This window comes from Amycolatopsis sp. CA-126428, from assembly GCF_002904335.1.
Taxonomy (GTDB): Bacteria; Actinomycetota; Actinomycetes; order Mycobacteriales; family Pseudonocardiaceae; genus Amycolatopsis.
The window spans coordinates 40,880-59,415 of sequence record NZ_PPHF01000016.1; the positions used below are offsets into that span (position 1 = coordinate 40,880).

General features: G+C 72.3%; 16 protein-coding genes. 7 read left to right on the forward strand and 9 right to left on the reverse strand.

Features of this window, described 5'->3' with window-relative positions; genetic code table 11:
• Positions 1-10: 10 nt before the first annotated feature.
• Together C2L58_RS03600 and C2L58_RS03605 are read right to left on the reverse strand one after the other, a co-directional pair.
• Complete coding sequence (locus tag C2L58_RS03600) at positions 11-985, reverse strand: hypothetical protein (protein WP_103335804.1); 975 nt, start codon at positions 983-985, stop codon at positions 11-13.
• Complete coding sequence (locus tag C2L58_RS03605; RefSeq protein ID WP_103335806.1) at positions 982-1,563, reverse strand: TetR/AcrR family transcriptional regulator; 582 nt, start codon at positions 1,561-1,563, stop codon at positions 982-984. Before C2L58_RS03605 ends, C2L58_RS03600 begins: the two co-directional genes overlap by 4 nt.
• Positions 1,564-1,623: 60 nt before the next feature.
• Here C2L58_RS03605 and C2L58_RS03610 point away from each other — a divergent pair, with 60 nt between their 5' ends.
• The 4 genes from C2L58_RS03610 (at position 1,624) to C2L58_RS03625 (ending at position 5,980) form a co-directional block, all read left to right on the forward strand.
• The gene (locus C2L58_RS03610) at positions 1,624-2,619 is read left to right on the forward strand and encodes a hypothetical protein (protein ID WP_103335808.1); all 996 of its coding nucleotides are present in this window, start codon (positions 1,624-1,626) and stop codon (positions 2,617-2,619) included.
• 282 nt (positions 2,620-2,901) lie between these two features.
• Complete coding sequence (locus tag C2L58_RS03615; RefSeq protein ID WP_103335810.1) at positions 2,902-3,696, forward strand: hypothetical protein; 795 nt, start codon at positions 2,902-2,904, stop codon at positions 3,694-3,696.
• A 35-nt stretch (positions 3,697-3,731) separates the two neighbouring features.
• On the forward strand, positions 3,732-5,036 hold the full coding sequence (locus C2L58_RS03620; RefSeq protein ID WP_103335811.1) for an alpha/beta hydrolase: 1,305 nt from the start codon (positions 3,732-3,734) through the stop codon (positions 5,034-5,036).
• Between the two features lie 68 nt (positions 5,037-5,104).
• The gene (locus tag C2L58_RS03625) at positions 5,105-5,980 is read left to right on the forward strand and encodes an LLM class F420-dependent oxidoreductase (RefSeq protein WP_103335813.1); all 876 of its coding nucleotides are present in this window, start codon (positions 5,105-5,107) and stop codon (positions 5,978-5,980) included.
• Here C2L58_RS03625 and C2L58_RS03630 read toward each other — a convergent pair.
• Positions 5,977-6,789, reverse strand: a complete 813-nt coding sequence (locus C2L58_RS03630; protein ID WP_103335814.1) for an alpha/beta fold hydrolase — start codon at positions 6,787-6,789, stop codon at positions 5,977-5,979. The genes C2L58_RS03625 and C2L58_RS03630 overlap by 4 nt on opposite strands.
• A gap of 148 nt (positions 6,790-6,937) precedes the next feature.
• Between C2L58_RS03630 and C2L58_RS03635 the strand changes: the two genes are divergently transcribed.
• A complete protein-coding gene (locus C2L58_RS03635; RefSeq protein WP_103335816.1) occupies positions 6,938-8,314 on the forward strand; it encodes a hypothetical protein in 1,377 nt (458 codons plus the stop codon).
• Positions 8,315-8,515: 201 nt separating this feature from the next.
• On the forward strand, positions 8,516-9,163 hold the full coding sequence (locus C2L58_RS03640) for a GTP pyrophosphokinase (protein ID WP_103335817.1): 648 nt from the start codon (positions 8,516-8,518) through the stop codon (positions 9,161-9,163).
• Here C2L58_RS03640 and C2L58_RS03645 read toward each other — a convergent pair.
• The 3 genes from C2L58_RS03645 to C2L58_RS03655 are packed head-to-tail and all read right to left on the reverse strand — an operon-like array spanning position 9,160 to position 11,811.
• Entirely contained in the window at positions 9,160-9,756 is a 597-nt protein-coding gene (locus C2L58_RS03645) for a TetR/AcrR family transcriptional regulator C-terminal domain-containing protein (RefSeq protein ID WP_103335819.1), read from the reverse strand. The two genes, C2L58_RS03640 and C2L58_RS03645, sit on opposite strands and share 4 nt — an antisense overlap.
• A 32-nt stretch (positions 9,757-9,788) precedes the next feature.
• On the reverse strand, positions 9,789-11,093 hold the full coding sequence (locus tag C2L58_RS03650) for a cytochrome P450 (protein WP_103335820.1): 1,305 nt from the start codon (positions 11,091-11,093) through the stop codon (positions 9,789-9,791).
• Between the two features lie 58 nt (positions 11,094-11,151).
• Complete coding sequence (locus C2L58_RS03655) at positions 11,152-11,811, reverse strand: DUF998 domain-containing protein (protein WP_233225531.1); 660 nt, start codon at positions 11,809-11,811, stop codon at positions 11,152-11,154.
• A 190-nt stretch (positions 11,812-12,001) separates the two neighbouring features.
• On the opposite strand from C2L58_RS03655, the gene C2L58_RS03660 reads away from it, so the two are divergent.
• A complete protein-coding gene (locus C2L58_RS03660) occupies positions 12,002-14,470 on the forward strand; it encodes a M14 family zinc carboxypeptidase (protein ID WP_199191087.1) in 2,469 nt (822 codons plus the stop codon).
• A gap of 62 nt (positions 14,471-14,532) precedes the next feature.
• Here the strand turns inward: C2L58_RS03660 and C2L58_RS03665 are convergent, their stop codons facing one another.
• The 3 genes from C2L58_RS03665 to C2L58_RS03675 all read right to left on the reverse strand — a co-directional run bounded on the left by C2L58_RS03665 (position 14,533) and on the right by C2L58_RS03675 (position 18,477).
• Entirely contained in the window at positions 14,533-15,246 is a 714-nt protein-coding gene (locus C2L58_RS03665; protein ID WP_103335825.1) for a LysE family translocator, read from the reverse strand.
• 97 nt (positions 15,247-15,343) lie between these two features.
• Positions 15,344-16,435, reverse strand: coding sequence for a J domain-containing protein (locus C2L58_RS03670; protein WP_103335973.1), 1,092 nt, complete (start codon positions 16,433-16,435; stop codon positions 15,344-15,346).
• A 434-nt stretch (positions 16,436-16,869) separates the two neighbouring features.
• Entirely contained in the window at positions 16,870-18,477 is a 1,608-nt protein-coding gene (locus C2L58_RS03675; RefSeq protein WP_103335826.1) for an AMP-binding protein, read from the reverse strand.
• Positions 18,478-18,536 lie beyond the last annotated feature (59 nt).

Genomic DNA, 18,536 nt, shown 5'->3' on the forward strand with positions numbered 1-18,536 from the left:
GGTCCGGTGGTCAAGAGCCGGACGGCTGCTGCCCCAGCTGTTCGGCGATCGCCGTCCGTGGATACGGCGTCTTCCGGCTCTCGGTGTGGAGCGCGAAGTAGAAGTCGTTGACGATCGCGGCCAGCGGGGCGTACCGCTGGAGCAGCGAAGCCTGGTGCGGCACTTCCCCGGCGGCGCACGCGCGGACGAAGTCGTTGCGGGTGCGGGCATCCGGCCACGCGCGCAGCCCGCGGACGTGCCGGTTGACCAGGTGGGTCAGCACGTAGGCCCGGTCGTGGCCGTCGTGCTCGGCGAGGAACTCCGCTTCGGCGTCCGAAAGGTCGAACTCCGGGGCCACGGTCAGGCCGAAGTCCGTGAGGTGGAGCCGTTCGCCGTCGGTGACAATGTTGGCGAAGTGCGCGTCGAAGTGCTGGACGCCGCGCGAGGCCAGGAATCCGGTGATGTGCCGCAGCTCTTCCTCGAGCGGCAGGTCGTCGCCCGGCCATTCCGCCAGGCTGTGCGGCAGGTACTCGAGGAACAGCACGAGGTCGGTGGTGGCGCCGGTAAGCGCTTCCAGCCTTCGTCGCACGCCGGGGTCGCCGTGCCAGAACGCGACGTCGGCCTCGATGTCGGCCCGCGGTCGGGGCAGGCCGGGCCCGACCCGCCAGTGGTGCAGGAGCGGGAAGTTCGCACATTCCCCGCCGAGGACCCATGCGGTCGTCATGAGGTGCGCTTCCAGTTCGCGCCAGGCCCCGCCGCCCGCGGAGCCGACCCCGTAGTGCGACCACGGCGGAAGCCCGTAGAGGTCGGCCGTCGAGCGCGGGTTCGCCAGTTCGACGTCGGTGAGCGGGACCCGCTTGACGAACACGGGTTCGCCGCCGGCCCGCAGCAGCCAGGACGACCCGCCGATGCCGGTACCGAGCGGGCGGGCCGCGGCGAGGACGTCGTCGCCGGCTTCCGTCAGGGCGGCGGCGATCTTCTCGTGGCGAGCGAGCCGGGGCCTCATGCGCGCACCAGCGGCAGGTAGACCTCGTCGATGATCTCGACGAGCACGTCGTCGTCCACTGTGGTCAGTCCGCGGGTGAGGTATTCGTTGCGCAGCAGGACAAGTGCTACGGTGGCGACGCGCGGGTGCAGCGCGCCCGGCCGGGCCTCGCCCCGGGCCACCGCGCAGCCCACGAGCGTGACCCAGGCGGCGGCGCCCCCTTCGGCGGCCTGTTCGTGCAGCTGTTCGCGCAGTTCCGGTTCGTCGCCCACGCCGGTGAGGAGGCCCCGGAGGGCGCGCGCGGCCGGTGAGGTCTGGCCGCAGTTGATCGCCCGCAACAGGGTCAGCGCGTCTTCGCGGAGGTCGCCGGTGTCGGGCGGCTTGAGCGTTTCCTCGGCCAGGTGGCGGTAGGCGGCGACGCCGAGCGCGGCGCGGTTCGGCCAGCGGCGGTAGATCGCGTTCTTGTTGGTGCCGGCGCGCTGGGCGACGCCTTCCATGGTCAGGCCGGGGTAGCCGGATTCGGCGAGTTCGGCCGCCGCCGCGCGCAGGATCGCCTCTTCCAGTTCGGTACCCCGGCGCCGGGACTTCGGTGCGGCCACGAGCGTCAGCCTAGCCTATTAGGGTACGGTACGGTCCGTACCCTAACGACGGGAGTGAGCATGCGGGCCAAAGGCATCGGCTACGACACCGGCTTGGAGCTGGCCGGGCGGTTCAACCGGCCGTTCGAGCCGGACCTCGTGCGGCGGGAGCTGACGATCATCCGCGACGACCTGCACTGCACCGCGGTGCGGCTGATCGGCACCGACCTGGACCGGATCGAGTTCGCCGCTCGCGAGGCGGCCGCGCTGGGGCTGGAGGTGTGGTTTTCGCCGTTCCCGTGGGACCGCACCCCGGACGAGGTCCTGGGCCTCCTCGCCGACGGTGCGGCCCGGGCCGAACGCCTCCGCGAGGCGGGCGCCGCGATCGTGTTCGTCACCGGTGCCGAGCTGAGCCTGTTCTGCCACGGCTTCCTGCCGGGCGACAGCCTCACCGAGCGCCTGGAAAACGTGCTGGCCTCGCGGGAACTGCTCGTCGGGCTGCCGGACCGGGTGAATGCGTTCCTGGCCCGCGCGGCCGAAGCGGTCCGGGCCCGGTTCGGCGGCCGTGTCACGTACGCGGCGATTCCCTTGGAGCGCGTCGATTGGGCGCCGTTCGACATCGTGTCGGTGGACGCGCACCGCTCGAAGGAGGTCGAGCACCTCTACCGCGAGGGCGTCCGGAGCCTGGTCGCGGCCGGCAAGCCGGTGGCGATCACGGAGTTCGGCGTGACGCCGTACCGGGGCGCGGCCGACCTGGGGGCCCGGTGCGGCGAAATCCTCGAGTACGAAGGCGACGTCCCGGTCCGGCTGAAGGGCGACTACGTCCGGGACGAACAGGAGCAGGCCCGGTACCTGCGCGAACTGGTGGAGATCTTCGCGGCGGAGGGTGTCGACGCGGCGTTCGCCTGCACGTTCGTGTGCTACGGGCTGGTGCACCGGGCCGATCCCCGGACCGACCTGGACATGGCGAGCTGGGGCGTGGTGAAGGTGCTGGAGAACGGGACCGGCGAGACGTACCCGGACGTGCCCTGGGAACCGAAGGCGGCGTTCGGCGCCCTGGCCGACTGCTACGCCTGAGCCAGGAACTCCACCATCGCCGTCGGTTCCGGGCCGGTCACCGACCCGGGAGGATCACTCGGTGCCCGTGCCCGGCGAGCACCCCGCCGGGCCGAGCCGACCCGATAGCGATCTGATGAATTCCTGGCGAACCCGGGCGGCAACTGGGGAGACGTTGACAGAAAGCGCTGTCTCTTCTAGCTTCATAGCGCAAGACATCGGATGTCCAGCCCGGTTTCCGGGCCCGTCCGCCGACCGATGTGCACCCCTGCCGAACTCCTGGTCAGGAAGGACACACCGACGATGCCCGAATTCCCCCGCCGGACGGCGCTGCGCTCGCTCGCCGTCTCGGCTCTCGCCGTCCCGCTCATCCTGGGCACGGCCCTCCCCGCGCACGCGGCCCCGCTGTGGCACCCGGACCCCGCCACCGACGGCCTGAAGGCCTTCGAAGGCATCGAGGCCGACCGCGGCAACCACCACCCCGACCGCAAGTACGTCGTCGTCGAGGGTGACCACTACCGCTTCAACATCTGGAAGGACGACCGCGACACCACCGGCGGCGGCGACCGCCAGCGCACCGAGACCAAAGGCATGGTGCAGAACGGCACCACGCTGAAGATGCACAACGGCGAGACGTGGACCCTCTCCTACGAGATGTACATCCCCGCGTCCCTGCACGGCACCAGCAAGTTCACCCACATCTTCCAGACGAAGACGCCCTCGACCAACGGCGGCCCGTGGGTGACGCTCGACCTGACCCGCAGCGGCAGCAAGGAAATGCTCAACGCCCGCGCGTACGCCAACTCGGGTTCGCCGAGCATCGCGGCCACCGACCTGTCGCCGCTGCGGGACAAGTGGATCACCATCGAGTGGACGTTCACGCCGGGCTCGAAGGGCAAGGCGGGCTGCGTCATCCGCAACGGCACCGGGTCCGGCGCGCCGGTCGCCGCGCAGGGCAGCATGAGCAACGTGAACATCCCCGACCAGGGCGACTACGTCCGCCCCAAGTGGGGGATCTACCGGTCGGTCCAGAGCGCGTCGTCCGACATCCTCGACACCTACCTGCTGTTCCGGAACTACACGGCGGCCCGCAAGTAGGTGCGCGTTCGCGCGACCAGGGTGACACTGGCGGCATGAAGGTCGTCGGCGGGCAGCGCGGGGAGTACCGCTCGCCGACGACCGCACCGGCCACGCTGCGGCGCGGTCCGCTGCTGGTCACGGCCGTGTTCGCGGCTCTCGGCGGTGCGGTGATCCCGGCGGCCGCGCTGCCCGCGCTGTGGCGGGTCTGGCAGCTGTACGCGATGCTGTTCGGCGCGGTGGCCGCCGTCGGGATCGCCGCCGCCGTGGCCGCACTGGGCCGGCCGACCCGCAAGACCGCCCACTTCGGCGCGCTCGCGGCGTCCGGAGCGCTGGCCCTGTGGGTGGTCAGCCGTCCACTCGGGCTGCTGACGCGGTTCGACCCCTGGCAGCCGGCCGACACGGTCGCCGGCTTCACCGATTACGTGGCCGCGGGGCTGCAGGTCATCGCCGTGCTGGGGTTCCTCTTCGTGGCCCGGCGGCGGGCGCACCCGTGGCCGTCCGCGGCGCGGCGGGCGACGGCCTGGGTGGCGCTGTTCCCGGTGCTCGTGGCGGTGCTCGCGACCGGCGTGGCGGGCGCCGTCGCGGCCGCCGACAGCAGTACCGGGCCTGCCCCTTCGACGCTGCTCGACGCCGGCCCGGGCACGGTCGAATACTGCCGCCCGGACGGGGTCCCGCTGGCGATGGACGTCTACCGGCGGAGTGCGGGCGGCCCGCCGGCCCCGGTGGTGCTCTTCCTGCACGGCGGCGGGCTGGTCCTGGGCAACCGCAAGCCCACCGGCCCCGGGGCGCTGCTCGCCGGCTCCCGGTTCGGGCCGCTGCGGGACGAGCTGACGGCCCGCGGGTTCGCGGTCGCCGTGATCGACTTCCGGCTGGCGCCCGCGGCGCCCTGGCCGGCCGCGCTCGCCGACGCCCGGTGCGCGGTCCGGTTCCTCAAGGCCAACGCCGCCGCACTGGCCGTCGACCCGGCCCGGATCGCGGTGGCGGGCACCGGCACGGGCGGCACCCTGGCGTCGCTGCTCGGCGTCGCGCGTGGTCAGGACACCGGGCAGTACCGCGGCCAGGACAGCACGGTCCGCGCGGTGGCGGCCCTGTCGGCCTCGGCCGCGTTCGACCTCACCGGCCTGGATCCGCTCACCCGCGCGTCGGTGCTCATGGCGCTGGGCCGCTCGCCGGCGGCGCTGCGCGCGGCGAGCCCGCTGACCTACGCCGGCCCGGGCGCCCCGCCGTTCCTGCTCGGCAACGGCGGCCGGAACGCGGCCGAGTTCGCCGCCCGCCTGCGCGCGGCGGGGGTGCCGGTGACCGAGGGTGCGGTCTCCGAACGCGCGGTCGCGGAGTTCCTCGCCGCGGCCGTGGGTTGAGGGTTGCGCTGGAGCGCACTCCAGGTCCTAGCGTGGGGCCCACACCGACCACCACAGGAGCGCGTTTCATGGAACTCGGCTTCCACCTGCCCATCTTCGACATCGACGGCGGGACGTCCGCCATCGCCGGCGAGCTCGCCCGCGTGGGCACCGCGGCGGAGGAAGCGGGGGCGACCTGGCTGTCCTTCATGGACCACTACTTCCAGATCGAGCCGACCGGCCTGCCCGCCGAGTCGAACATGCTGGAGGGCTACACCACCCTCGGCTACCTCGCCGCGCACACGTCCCGGATCGACCTCGGCCTGCTGGTCACCGGCGTGACCTACCGGCACCCCGGGCTGCTGGCGAAGATCGTCACCACGCTCGACGTCCTCTCGGGCGGCCGGGCCGTCCTCGGCATCGGGGCGGCCTGGTACGAGCGCGAGCACCGGGGGATGGGCGTGCCGTTCCCGCCGATCGCCGAACGGTTCGAGCGGCTGGAGGAGACGCTGCGCATCTGCGGGCAGATGTGGGACCCGGCGGACAACGGCCCGTTCGAGGGCAAGTACTACCAGCTGGCCGAGACGCTGTGCTCGCCGCAGCCGATCCACCGCCCGAAGGTCCTCGTCGGCGGCGGCGGGGAACGCAAGACGCTGCGGCTGGTCGCCCAGTACGGCGACGCGTGCAACCTCTTCGGCTCCTCGCCCGAAGACGTCGCGCACAAGCTCGACGTGCTGCGCCGCCACTGCGACGACGTCGGGCGTGACTACGACACGATCCGCAAGACGATCCTGGCCAACAACCCGCGCCCGACGCCGGAAACCCGCGACGAGTTCGTCCGCTCGATGGAGGGCTACGCGAAACTCGGCGTGCAGAGGGCGATCGTCACCCCGACATCGGGTTCGCCCGCCGCGTGGATCGAGGGCATGGCCCCGGCGGTGCCGAAGCTGGCGGAACTCGGCTAGCCGGTCAGGATCCGCGCGGTGACCAGGTCCGGCCGCTGCAGCGGCAGGGCGTGCGTCGCGCGCGGCACGATTTCGACGTCGAACAGCGGGTTGAGCGCTTTCACCCGCTGTTCGACCTCGCGCGCGGAGTGGATCACGCTGCGCTCGCCCAGCACCAGCCGGACGGGGACGGTCACCGCGCGCAGCTGGTCGTCGGTGAACAGGTACTCCGGCGGGTGGTGCGCGCGGTACTTCAGGCCGCCGAACAGCAGCGGCCGGAGGGTGCGCCGCACCGCCGCGCGGGGGCGGGGGTCGAACCAGGTCGCGACCTCCCGTGCGCTCCAGAAGAAGAAGCGCCGGCCGATCGGCGCGAAGCCGGGCGGCTCGATGGCGACCACGCCGGCGATCCGGCCGGGGGCGCGGGCGGCCAGGGTGAGCGCAAGCCACCCGCCCCGCGAAACCCCGGCCAGCAGGAACTTTCCGGGCCCGAGCCCATCGAGGACGTCGGCCAGCCAGTCCGCGCACTCCGCGGCGGTGGGCATCGGCCGCGTCTGCCGCGAGCGCCCCGGTTCGCCGAGGGTGTCGACGGCGAAGACGCGGTGCCGCTCGGCCAGCTCGGCGACGTGCGGGTACCAGGACAGCGACGTTCCCATGAGGCCCGGCAGCAGCACGAGCGGTGGCCCGGCCGCGCCGCTCGCCCGGACGCGGGTCGGGCCATAACGCGTGCCGATGTCCAGGTCCCGCACCGGAACGGGCCAGCGTACGGCTATTTCGTCGTACGCGGCCAGATATCGCTCTTCGCTGCGGGCGTTCTTGAACTTGCCGATCATGAACCCTCCCCAGGTTTCATGGTGCGGACACGGTAACACACTCACGCTGCTCGCGTTTTGTCCATAGTGGACAGTTGAACTCCCGGTGAACCGCTCCGCCGTTTTGTTCGTGTGCCCTGGTGAGGTGGCGACCCGAGAGGAGGGGCTGATGCCCCACGTGCGCACGACAGGACGACACCGCAAACCCGCGACGATCGGACTAGCGGCACTGGTGGGCGTAGCCGGCGCAACGGCGGCGGCGATCGCGTTGACCAGCCCGGCGAGCAACGCGGCGACGGAGCAGTGCAGCGGCCTGGACACGGCGTTGCAGAACAACCTGACGTACATCGCGAGCCAGCGCACGGCCCCGGACGCCCGGTCGAAGGCCCGAATCGCGGACAGCCAGGCGGCGGCCGACCGGCTCGGCCAGCAGCGCAAGGCGGCGGGCTGCGCAAACCAGGTGGCGGCGAACGAAGTGGCGGCCCAGTGCGCGGCCATCGCGGCGGCCGGCGAGAACGCGATGGCGGAAGCCGCGGACAAGGCGGCCGGGAACAAGGCGGCCGGTCAGGACAAGGCGGCCGCCGGAAGCGGCAAGGCCCAGCACAAGGGCATGGCGGCGGGCAACGGTGCCGCTGACGAGAACGGGATGGCGGCGGGCAACGGTACCGCCGACGAGAACGGGGTGGCGGCGGAGAACGGCGCCGCCGACGAGAACGGCATGGCGGCCGGAAACGGCATGGCCGACCAGAACGGCATGGCGGCACAGAAGGGCGCGGCGGCCGGTAAGAAGGGCGCGGGCAAGAAGGCCGACGAGAACGGCATGGCCGGGCAGAAGGCCGCTGAGCAGGATGCTGCTGCCGTCCAGGCCTGTGAGGTGGTCCAGAAGTGCCTGGCCCAGGCCGCCGGTGCGGCCGATGCCAACGCCATGGCGAACCAGAACGGCAAGGCCGAGGAAAACGGCGCAGCCGCCCAGAACGGCATGGCGGATCACAACGGCATGGCTGCCCAGAATGGTATGGCCGATCAGAACGGCATGGCCGGCCAGAATGGCATGGCCGATCAGAACGGGATGGCCGCTCAGCAGGGCGCGGCCGATGAGAACGGCATGGCGGCGGAAAACGGCGCGGCCGACCAGAACGGCATGGCGGCGGAAAACGGCGCCGACGGCAAGGCCGCCAAGAAGGAAGCCGCCGGTCAGAAGGATGCGGCGAAGCAGAACGGCATGGCCGGTGAGCAGCAGGATGCCGGCCGGATCGTGCTCTCCGCGCAGGACTGCGCGGGCATCCTGACCTGCGTCGGCCAGGCCGCCGATCCCGCTGCCGCCGCGCAGCAGCAGGGGATGGCCGCCGAAGAGAGCCAGAAGGCCGAGAACCAGAAGGCTCAGGACCAGAAGGCCCAGGACCAGAAGGCCCAGGAAAAGCAGAAGGCCAAGAACGACAAGGCCGGCACCAAGGCCGACGAAAAGGCCGCTGCCGCCGGCGCGGCCGCGGTCAAATGCGTCGCCGCCGCGGTGACCGCGGCCGGGAAGGCGCCCGCGGGACGTTGAGCAGCACCGGACCCGGACCGGCGGCCTCACGCGCCCCGGTCCGGGCCCGGACCCGCGAAGCACCCCGACCGGCGAAAACCACCTCCTGCGAAACACCCGAACCGGTGACCGGCGGGAACTCCGGCCCGTCGCCAGTCGTTGACCGGACGGAGCGCAGTACTCTGGCGCTCGGAAAACGTCCGACGACAGCACGAGGCTTCAGTGACCACCGACCCGGCGGCCGAGGACCTGCGCGAGGCGGCCGACGAGCTCGCCGTCGCCGGGCAGCTCCCGCGATTCCTGCTGATGTACAAGTTCGCCATCGAAGAGCTGATGACGAAGCTGCGGATCCTCAGCGAGGAGTTCGACTTCGTCCACCAGCACGACCCGATCGAGCACATCACGAGCCGGGTGAAGCGGCCCGAAGCCATCAAAGAAAAGGTGCGCCGCCGCGGCCTGGGCGGCGACTGGGTCTCCGCCGCCGCCGCGCTCGACGACATCGCCGGCATTCGCGTCGTCTGCCCGTTCGTTTCCGACGTCTACGAGGTCGCGCGCATGCTCACCGCGCAGGACGACGTCGAACTGCTGCGCACCAAGGACTACATCACCCGCCCGAAGGCGAACGGCTACCGCAGCCTGCACCTCATCGTCCGCATCCCGGTCTTCCTGTCCGACCGGGTGGAAAAGGTCAAGGTCGAGGTGCAGCTGCGCACCATCGCCATGGACTTCTGGGCGGCGGTGGAGCACAAGCTCTCCTACAAGTACCGCGACAGCGTCCCGCCGGACTTCGCGGGCGAGCTCGCGGCGGCGGCCCGGACGGCCGCCGACCTCGACAGCCGGATGGCCGCTCTGCACGAACGGATCCGCTAGGGCTCGCCCAGGGCGTCGAGCATGATCCGCAGCCCGAATTCGAACTCCGCTTCGTGGTCGCACACCGCCAGGTAGGGCGCGGCCACGGACACCGCGGGCAGCCCGGACGCCGAAAGGTCCGCGAGCCGCTGGACGCTGCCGCCGAACGTCGGCGCGGCCTCGACCTCGCGCATCAGCGTGCCGGTGAGGAACGCCAGCACGGCCCGCAGCCCGTGCACCGCGCGGTCCGGCGGGTAGCCCGCCGCGAGCAGCGGGCCGAGCACCGCCTCCACCGGGGCCAGCGCCGTCATCGACGCGAGCCGGCGGGTCAGCACGAGCGGCGCCGCCCGCGGGTGATCGAGCATCGCGGCCCGGAAGCCGTGCGCCAGCGCCGACATCGTCCCCCGCAGGTCCGCATCCGGTGGCGGCGCGGGGATGGTGGCGAGCAGGAGCTCGGCGATCCCGTCCAGCAGCGCGTCCTTGCCGTCGACGTGGTTGTACAGGCTCATCGGGTCGACGCCGAGCCGGTGCGCCAGCTTGCGCATGCTCACCTCGGCCAAGCCCGCTTCGTCGACCAGGGCGAGCCCGGCGAGCAGGATCCGTTCGCGCGTCAAGACACCCTTCGGTGGCCGGCCACGCCGGCCGGTCACGGGGCGAGCACCGCGGGCAGGTTCTCGTAGCCCCGCAGGATGCGCGTCGTCCGCCGGCGGCCGCCGGGCAGCACGCGCAGGCCGGGGAACCGGTCGAAGATCGTGCGCAGGCCGATCTCGCCTTCCATGCGCGCCAGCGACGCACCCAGGCAGTGGTGGCGGCCGGCGCCGAACGACACGTGGTCGCGCGCGCCGGCCCGGGTGACGTCGAAGACGGCCGGATCGGTGAACACGCCGGGGTCGCGGTTGGCGCCCGCCAGCACAGTCGTGACCAGCGCCCCGCGGGGCAGCGGCACCCCGGCGACCTCGGTCGCGCGGGTGGCCAGCCGGCCGGTCAGCAGGACCGGCGGGTCGTACCGCAGCACCTCCTCGACGGCGTTGCCCCACAGCTCCGGCCGTTCGCGCAGCACGGCGAGCTGCCCGGGGTCGCCCGCGAGCAGCGCGATGCCGCTGCCGAGCAGGTTGACGGTCGTCTCGAAGCCGGCCGCCAGCACCAGGCCCGCGGTGGACTTCAGCTCCGTCTCGGTGAGGCCGACACCGTCGTCACGGGCCGCGACGAGCTTGCTGAACAGGTCTTTCCCGGGATTCCGGCGCAGGTGGGCGAGGTGCTCGCCGAGCCAGGTGTCGAACTCGGCCAGCGCCGTTTCGACGTGGCGGAACGTCCGCCAGCCGAGCCCGAGGTCGAGGCTGGGCGCCGCCGCCGCGCCCAAGGACAGCACCTTGCCGAGGTCGGACGGCGGCACGCCGAGGATCTCGCTGATGACCGTCACCGGCAGCAGGCCGCAGTAGGACTCGACGAGGTCGAGCGGGGCGCCGGGGTCCAGCCCGTCGAGCAGGCCGTCCGCGATCTCCTGCACCCGCCCGCGCAGCTGCTCGACCGCGCGCACGGTGAACACGCCGGTGACCAGCTTGCGGTAGCGGGTGTGCTCGGGCGGGTTGACGGCCAGCAGCGACGGCGGCCGCACCGGGTGCAGGTGCTCGCCGGCCGACCACTCGACCAGGCGGCCGAGCGCCGAGCCGTCCGAGCCGATGATGCCGACGCGGAAGTCCTCGCTGGCGAACACCTCCCGGACCGCGGCGTGCGTGGTGGTCATCCAGCCGAAGCGGGTGCGGGCGAGGGGGCCGGTGTCGCGGATCTCCTCGAACAGGCCGGTCAGGTCGCGGCCGTCGGCCGCGGCGACCACCATCCGCCCCTGGAGGTCCCCGCGCCGGGCCTCGCGGCGCAGCACGGTCCGGGGGAGCGCGTGGCCGAGGCCCCAGCGGACGACGGGTTTCGCGCGGGCCAGGGCTCCTTCGAGCACGGCTTCCCCCTTCGGTCGGCGTGCCTACAGTGTAGGTTATTGCCGCCCGCGCGCGGGGTCATCGCGATTGTCCGGACCTCTGCCCGACCGGCGCCAGGAGCACCCCCAGCGCGAGCAGTTCCGTCAGCGCCATCCCGCGTTCCACCAGGCCCAGCGGGATGAGCGTCCACCAGCGGCCGCCTTCCGCCGCGGCGACCACCACCGCGCCCAGGATCACCGCGAACCAGCCCAGCGACACGATCGCCAGCACACGCGCCGACCAACGGCGGAACGGCGCCGCCGGGAACGCCGTGCGCGCCGCGACCAGGACCGCCAGCGGCAGCGCCACGAACGCCACCACGCTGGCGATCCGGTGCAGCGTGCCGCCGAAGTCCGCGCGGGAGACCGTCGCCCAGTCCGGCTTGGGGAACGCCACGATGACCAGCAGCCCGACTGTCCACAGTGTTCCCAGGATGGCCGCGGGCACCGGGAGCCGCCGCTGGCCGCGCAGAACCGCCAGGCCGGCCGCCGAACCGAGGGCGACCAGGATCACCGCGAGGTCGAAGACCCACTTGTGATCGGACAACCCGTATTCGCTGATCGTGCGGCGGGTGACGCTGATCCGGTCGGTGGGCGGGATGACCTGCAGCAGCAGCACCAGGCCGGCGCCGAGCACCATGGCCGCGATACCCGTCAGCGAGACCGCGGCCGACAATCGTCGCGCAGGGACGGTGACCATGGACGCACAGTAGCCGACCAGGGGTTGAGCTCCCGGTGAAAGGCGCCGCCGCGTTGAACGTTGTACGACTTACGGCGGTGTCCGCGGCCGGATTTCCTCCATTATGGTCCTCCGCTACCGGTACGTCCGTGCGTGCCGGCCTCGGTCAAGGAGGTCGCTTCCTGTGGGGAATTCACCAAGACGGCTGGTGATGCTGGCTTCGGCCGTCGCGCTGGCCGGAACGTTCGTCGTATTGCCGTCCGGCACCGCGGGCGCGGCGCAGAACATCCTGCGCGCCGACAAGTCGGTCGCCCGCTCGTGCTTCGCGAAAGTGCTGCCCAAGGGCACCTCGGGCACCGATCGCCGCGAGCTGACGTCCACCGTGGACGGTCTCGTCCAGGCGCGGCTCAAGCCGGCGCAGGGCGCGGAGGGTGACTGGGACGTCGCCGTCTTCGACAAGGCCACCGGCGCGGTGGTCGCCGCTTCGGCGGCGTTGCGCACCCACGAACTCGCCGAGAGCTTCGTGAAGAAGGGGCAGGAACTCGTCGTCCAGGGCTGCCGTTACGGCGGCTCGGCCGGCCAGGCCCAGCTGGGTGTCGACTTCCTGGCGCTGACACCGCAGGGCACGCCGACCGGTACGGCCGCGGCGGCCCAGCGCGCGGAGCTCGTCCGCGTCGAGACGCCGACGCGCGCCGACAAGAACAAGCTGACCGGGCTCGGCCTCGACGTCACGGAGAAGGGTGACGCGACCGGGGTCGAGGTCGTCCTCGCCGGCGACGCCGACCGCAAAACGCTGAAGGACAGCGGCTTCAAGTCGAAGGTCATCGAGGCGGACCTGTCGGCCAAGTCCGTCCAGGACGCGAAGACCGACCGCCTGTACGCCGCGAAGACGGACGCTTCGGCGCTGCCGTCCGGGCGCACGAGCTACCGGCACCTCTACGAGTACAACTTCGAGATGAAGGAACTCGCGCGCAAGAACCCGAACCTGGTTTCGGCGTTCACCATGCCGGAGTCGACCTGGGAAGGCCGGGACGTCGTCGGCGTCGAAATCGCCACGGACGTCAAGAACCTGACCGACGGCAAGCCGGTGAACTTCACCATGGGCGTGCACCACGCCCGGGAGTGGCCGGCCGGCGAGCACGTGATGGAGTGGGCGTACGAGCTGGTCAACGGCTACGCGCACGACGCCGCCATCCGGTCCCTGGTGGGCAAGACGCGCAACATCGTCGTGCCGATCATCAACCCGGACGGTTTCGAGATCTCCCGCGAGGCCGAGCCCAAGGGCGACTTCACCCGGTTCGACTACGAGATGAAGCGCAAGAACTGCAACGTCAACGACTCGCCGCCGCAGTACGCGACCGGCGTCTGCAAGGCGAACCCGGGCGGCCGCCTGCGCGGCACCGACCCCAACCGCAACTACGGCGGCTTCTGGGGCGGCAACGGCGCCGAGGTGGCCTGGAGCGGCGACACCTTCCGCGGGTCCGCGCCGTTCAGCGAGCCCGAGGTGCGGAACGTGCGCTCCATCGTGTCCTCGCGCCAGGTGACGAACCTGCTGACGATGCACACCGTGGCCGCGCTGGTGCTGCGCCCGCCGGGCGTGGCGGACGTCCGCCCGCCGCTGGAGGAGCCGCAGTACAAGGCCCTCGGCGACAAGCTGGCCTCGCGCAACGGCTACACGAGCGAGCCGAGCTGGGCGCTCTACGACACGACCGGCACCACCGAGGACTGGTCGTACTGGGCCACCGGCGGCTGGGGCTTCACCATCGAGGTCGGCGGCAACGGCTTCCACGGCCCGTACGCCGACAACGTCGTGGCCGAGTACGAGGGCCTGGCCCCCGCGACCGGCGCCGGCAAGGGCGGCAACCGGCAGGCGTTCCTGGACATGCTGGGCAACGCGGCCGACCCGCAGCAGCACTCGACGCTGATCGGCTCGGCGCCGAAGAACTACCAGCTCAAGCTGCACAAGACGTTCCAGACGCCGACGTCGCCGGTGATCCAGCCCGACGGCTCCACCAAGCCGCCGATCTACATCACCGACGACCTGAACTCGAAGTTCACCGCCACCGGCGGGCGCTTCGCGTGGTCGGTCAACCCGTCGACGCGGCCGTACGTGGCCGGCCGGTACGGGCGCGACCCGCAGGGCCCGGCGCAGCAGGGCTTCGCGGTCACCAACCCGGCCGGGGTGCCGCCGATCAACCAGAACTACCCGGTGGACCCGGCGGGTGACTCGTTCACCTTCCACGTCGACGGCCTGCCGAAGGTCGACAACGGGAAGTTCAGCGTCAACATCAACTGGGCGAACACCACGACCGACTGGGACCTGTACATCTACGACTCGGCGGGCAACCTGGTCAGCTCGTCGGCGAACGGCGGCACGACGTCCGAGCACGCCGTGCTGTTCGACCCGCCGGCGGGCGACTACAAGGCCGTGGTGGTCAACTACGACCAGACCAACCCGGCCGCGGTCGACGACTGGGCCGGCGACGTGTCGTTCTCGTCGCCGATCCCGCCGACCTACGGGACGAAGGAGGCCTACCAGCTGACCTGCTCGGCCCCGAACGGCAAGCTCGTCGGCGTGGCGGACGTCTTCGCCGACCGCGGCCAGACGGTCGACGTCGGCGAGGTCTGCACCCGCTCCGCGCACGCACAGAAGCAGCGCGCTTCGGGCGGCGTCCGGTAGTTCGGTTCGGTTGTCGTTTCGGTTCGTTTCGTGAAGGCCTCCTCGCTCGCGCGGGGAGGCCTTCACGGCGTTAGGGCGAGGGTGAGGCCCAGGACGACGAGAACGCTGCCCACGACGCGGTTGAGGGCCGGTTCGGCGCGGGCGTACCACCGCTGGGTGACGGGGGAGGAGAACAGCAGGGCCACACTCAGGTGCCACCCGGCCGAGGCGGCGACGATCAGAGCGACGGCGGCGGCCCGCACGGCGGCGGGTTCGGTGGGCGGCAGGGTCGCGGTGAGAACGCTGCCGAAGAACGCGGCGGCCTTGGGGTTGGTGAGGTTGCTGACGACGCCGCGGCGGAAGGCACTGCCGCGGCGGGCCGGTGCACTTTCCTGGTTCGGTGGGGTGGGCGCCACCTCGTCCTGGTGCGGTGGCGCCACGGGATCGCTGGGACCGCCTGGCGCGCTGGGGCTGCCGCGGCTGCCGGGATCGTGGACCGCGCCGGACCCGCGGGCCTGCCACCACAGCCGCACACCCAGCCACGCCAGATAGCCGCCGCACGCCACGCGCAGGGCTGTCGCCAACCACGGCGTGCGGGCGAGCACCCCACCGAGTCCGAAGACGGCGACCGCGGCCAGCAGCCCGCCCGCGGCGACCACCCCGAGCGCGATCGCCACCGCCGCCCGGCGCGTCCCGGTGGCGGCGGTGTGCGCGATGAGGACGAAGTTGGGGCCGGGGGTGATCGCGGCCGGGAGGTAGGCCAGCAGGACGGTGCCGAGGGTCGCGGCGGGACTCACGCCGCGGGGCCGCCGTCGCCGGGGTGAAGCCGAAGGCGAGCACGCCAAGCCCCCGGAACTGTCGGTGCCCTCCGGTAGCGTGGAAATCGGGGGCTGCTCATGCCGCCCGACCGCCGCCGACCACCTGGTCGCGCATCGTCCGCAGCGTCTCGTGGTCCACTGTGGACGGATCGGCGGCCAGCCATTCGCCGATCTCGTGCAGGAACTCTTCCGGTGTCATCGGGGCGACCGCCAGCTCGCCCGGATCCGCCGTGGTCAGGTCGCCGCTGCGGCTCGGGTAGACGATCATCGCGCCGCGCAGCGCCACCCCCGGGAGCAGCTCGCGGTAGGCCGCCAGGCTCTCGGTCAACCGGCTGCCGCCGCCGCGGAACGGGCGGCCGTTGCGCAGCAGCCGGCCGTCCTCCGCCGTCTCGTAGTGGCCCGGCAGCCACAGCTTCGACTCGATCAGCACCAGCCGCTTCCCGCACAGCACCGCGTGGTCGACGTCGGCGAACACCGAGCCCGGCCAGGCGAGCCCGTGGAAGATGCGGGCGCCCGGCAGCCGGGTCAGGTACCCCTCGAGCAGGTCCGCGGTGAGCCGCTCGGCCAGCTCGTCGCGCTCGGTGCCGGGCGCGCCGAACACCGTGCGGCCGCCGAACTCCTCGGCGAACGCCTCGCGCGCCTTCGCGTCCCGCAGGTACCCGCGCGCGAGCCGCTGGACCAGCAACGCCGTGCCGGCGGTGAGCAGCAGCCAGACGATGAGCACCGGCGTGCTGAACCCGACGCCGGTGACCAGCGGCAGCAGCACGAGCACCATCCCGGCCACCGCGACGACCACCGGTGCGTGCCCCGGCTCGCGGCGGCGGCCGTGCCGCATGCGGGTGTCCTCGCCGGCGAAGTGCCACCAGCTCAGGTCCTCGGCGTCCAGCTCGGGCAGGTCGGGGACGAAGCCGGGCTCGTCGCCGAACCGCCGCCGGGGACGCGGCCGCACCGGCACCGGCACCACGGTCGCGCCGCCGGAGTCGTAGCGGGCGCGGGCCTTCGGGTCGCTCAGGACGTCGTAGGCCTCGCGGAGCAGCCGGAACGTGCCGACCGTGCCGCCGCCGTCCGGGTGCATGGTCTTGGCCAGCCGGCGGTAGGCCGCCTTGACGTCGGCCGCCGTGGCGTCGCGGCGGAGGCCGAGCACCTCGTAGTAGTCGACGTCGGGCACGCGGGTGGTCACCTCCGATGGCTGCGCGAAGACTTTATGGGGTCCGGTCGCGGGGCCTGTCACCGCCTCGGCGGCGCGCCGGAGTGATTGTCCTCGCTGCAGGTCAGGGCGGTGTGGGCGGTTTTGCCGGTGACGGCCCGGAAACGGCCCCTCCGGGGTGGTGCGGCCGGCGGGTCCGGTGACGGGGTCCCGCATGGCGGCGACGCCTTCGTCTTCGGTGGTCAGGCAGTGTCCATTGAGGACTGTTTGTCACCCGGAAGTGTTGCCGGGTCCGAGAAAGCGGGGTCTGCCGTGACTTTTCGTAGTTGGAGTCCACTCGAATGGCCGTGAACATGTGTTCGAATCCTCGGCTAGTCTTGAGTCATGTCCTCGACACCCCTCAGACGTGACGGGCCCACCGCCACCCCACCTCGGCAGCGGGCCCGTCACCCCCGTCAGCGCTCGCGCAGCAGGTACCGCTGCAGCTTGCCGCTGGCATTGCGCGGCAGTGCGTCGAGGAAGCGCACCCGGCGCGGGTACTTGTACGGCGCGGCAACGGCTTTGGCGTGCTCCTGCAGGGCGTGCACGACGTCCGGGCCCGGGGCGACGCCGGGCCGGAGCACGACGAAGGCCGTCACGACGGCGCCCCGATCCGGGTCGGGTGTGCCGACGACCGCGCACTCCTCGACGTCCGGGTGCGTCAGGAGCACCTCTTCGACCTCGGGAGCCGCGATGTTGTAACCGGAAGAGACGATCATGTCGTCGCTGCGCGCCACGAAGCGGAAGTAGCCGTCCGGCTCGCGGACGTAGGTGTCGCCCGTGATGTTCCAGCCGTCGCGGACGTAGCCGGTCTGCCGGGGATCGCCGAGGTAGCGGCAGCCGGTGGGGCCCTGGACGGCGAGCAGCCCGGGTGTGCCGTCCGGGACGGGCCGGCCGTCGGCGTCCAGGACGGCGGCGTGGAAGCCGGGGACGACCTTGCCGGTGCAGCCGGGGCGGACGTCGTCGCCGGCGGCGGAGATGAACACGTGCAGCATCTCCGTGCTGCCGATGCCGTCGATCAACGGTGACCCGACGACCTCGCGGTACCGCTCGGCCACGGCGGCGGGCAGTGCTTCCCCGGCGGAGACGGCGCGGCGGACCCCGGCCAGCAGGGGCCCGTCGCCGGCGCCGAGGATCGCGCGGTAGGCGGTCGGGGCGGTGAACAGCACCGTCACCGCCTGCTCGGCGACGATCGACGCCAGCTCCTTGGGCGTCGCGCGTTCCAGCAGGAGCACCGACGCGCCGGCGTGCAGCGGGAACACCAGGAGGCCGCCCAGGCCGAAGGTGAAGGCCAGGGGCGGGGTGCCGCAGAAGACGTCGTCCGGGGTGGGCCGGAGGACGTGCCGGGAGAACGTGTCGGCGATGGCGAGCAGGTCGCGGTGGAAGTGCATGGTGGCCTTCGGCGTCCCGGTCGTGCCGGAGGTGAAGGCGAGCAGGGCGACGTCGTCGGCGGCCGTCGGCACGTCGGCGAAGGTCGCCGGGTACCGGGCGCAGCGTTCGGCCAGTCCGGCGCGCCCCGTGCCGCCGGACCCCGTGCGGTAGGGCACCACGGGCAGCGTGAGCGGCAGCTCGCCGAGCAGGCGCTCGTCGCACAGGGCCACCGTGGGCTGTGCCCGGTCGGTGATCTTGTCCAGCTCACCGCGGCGCAGCATCGGCATGGTCGTGACGGCGACGGCTCCGGCCTTCAGGACGCCGAGCCAGCACGCCGCGAGCCACGGCGTGTTGGCGCCGCGCAGCAGCACGCGGTTGCCGGGCACGACACCGAGCTCGGCCGTGAGGACGTGCGCGATCCGGTTGGCGCGGGCGAGGACGTCGCCGTAGGTCCACGTCTCGTGCGGGGTGCGCAGGCAGGGGCGGTCCGGGCCGAGGCGGGCGGCGGTCTCGTCGAGCAACGCCGTCGCGGCGTTGAGGCGGTCCGGGTAGTGCAGCTCCGGCAGGTCGAACACCAGCCGCGGCCACTGGTCGCCGGGTGGCAGGCGGTCGCGGCAGAACGAGTCCGTGTGAGCGCTGGGAGAAAGCCTCATCGCCGCTCCTCGGTCTCGGCCGGCCCGCCACCAGGAACGTAGCACTCGTTGCGACCGTC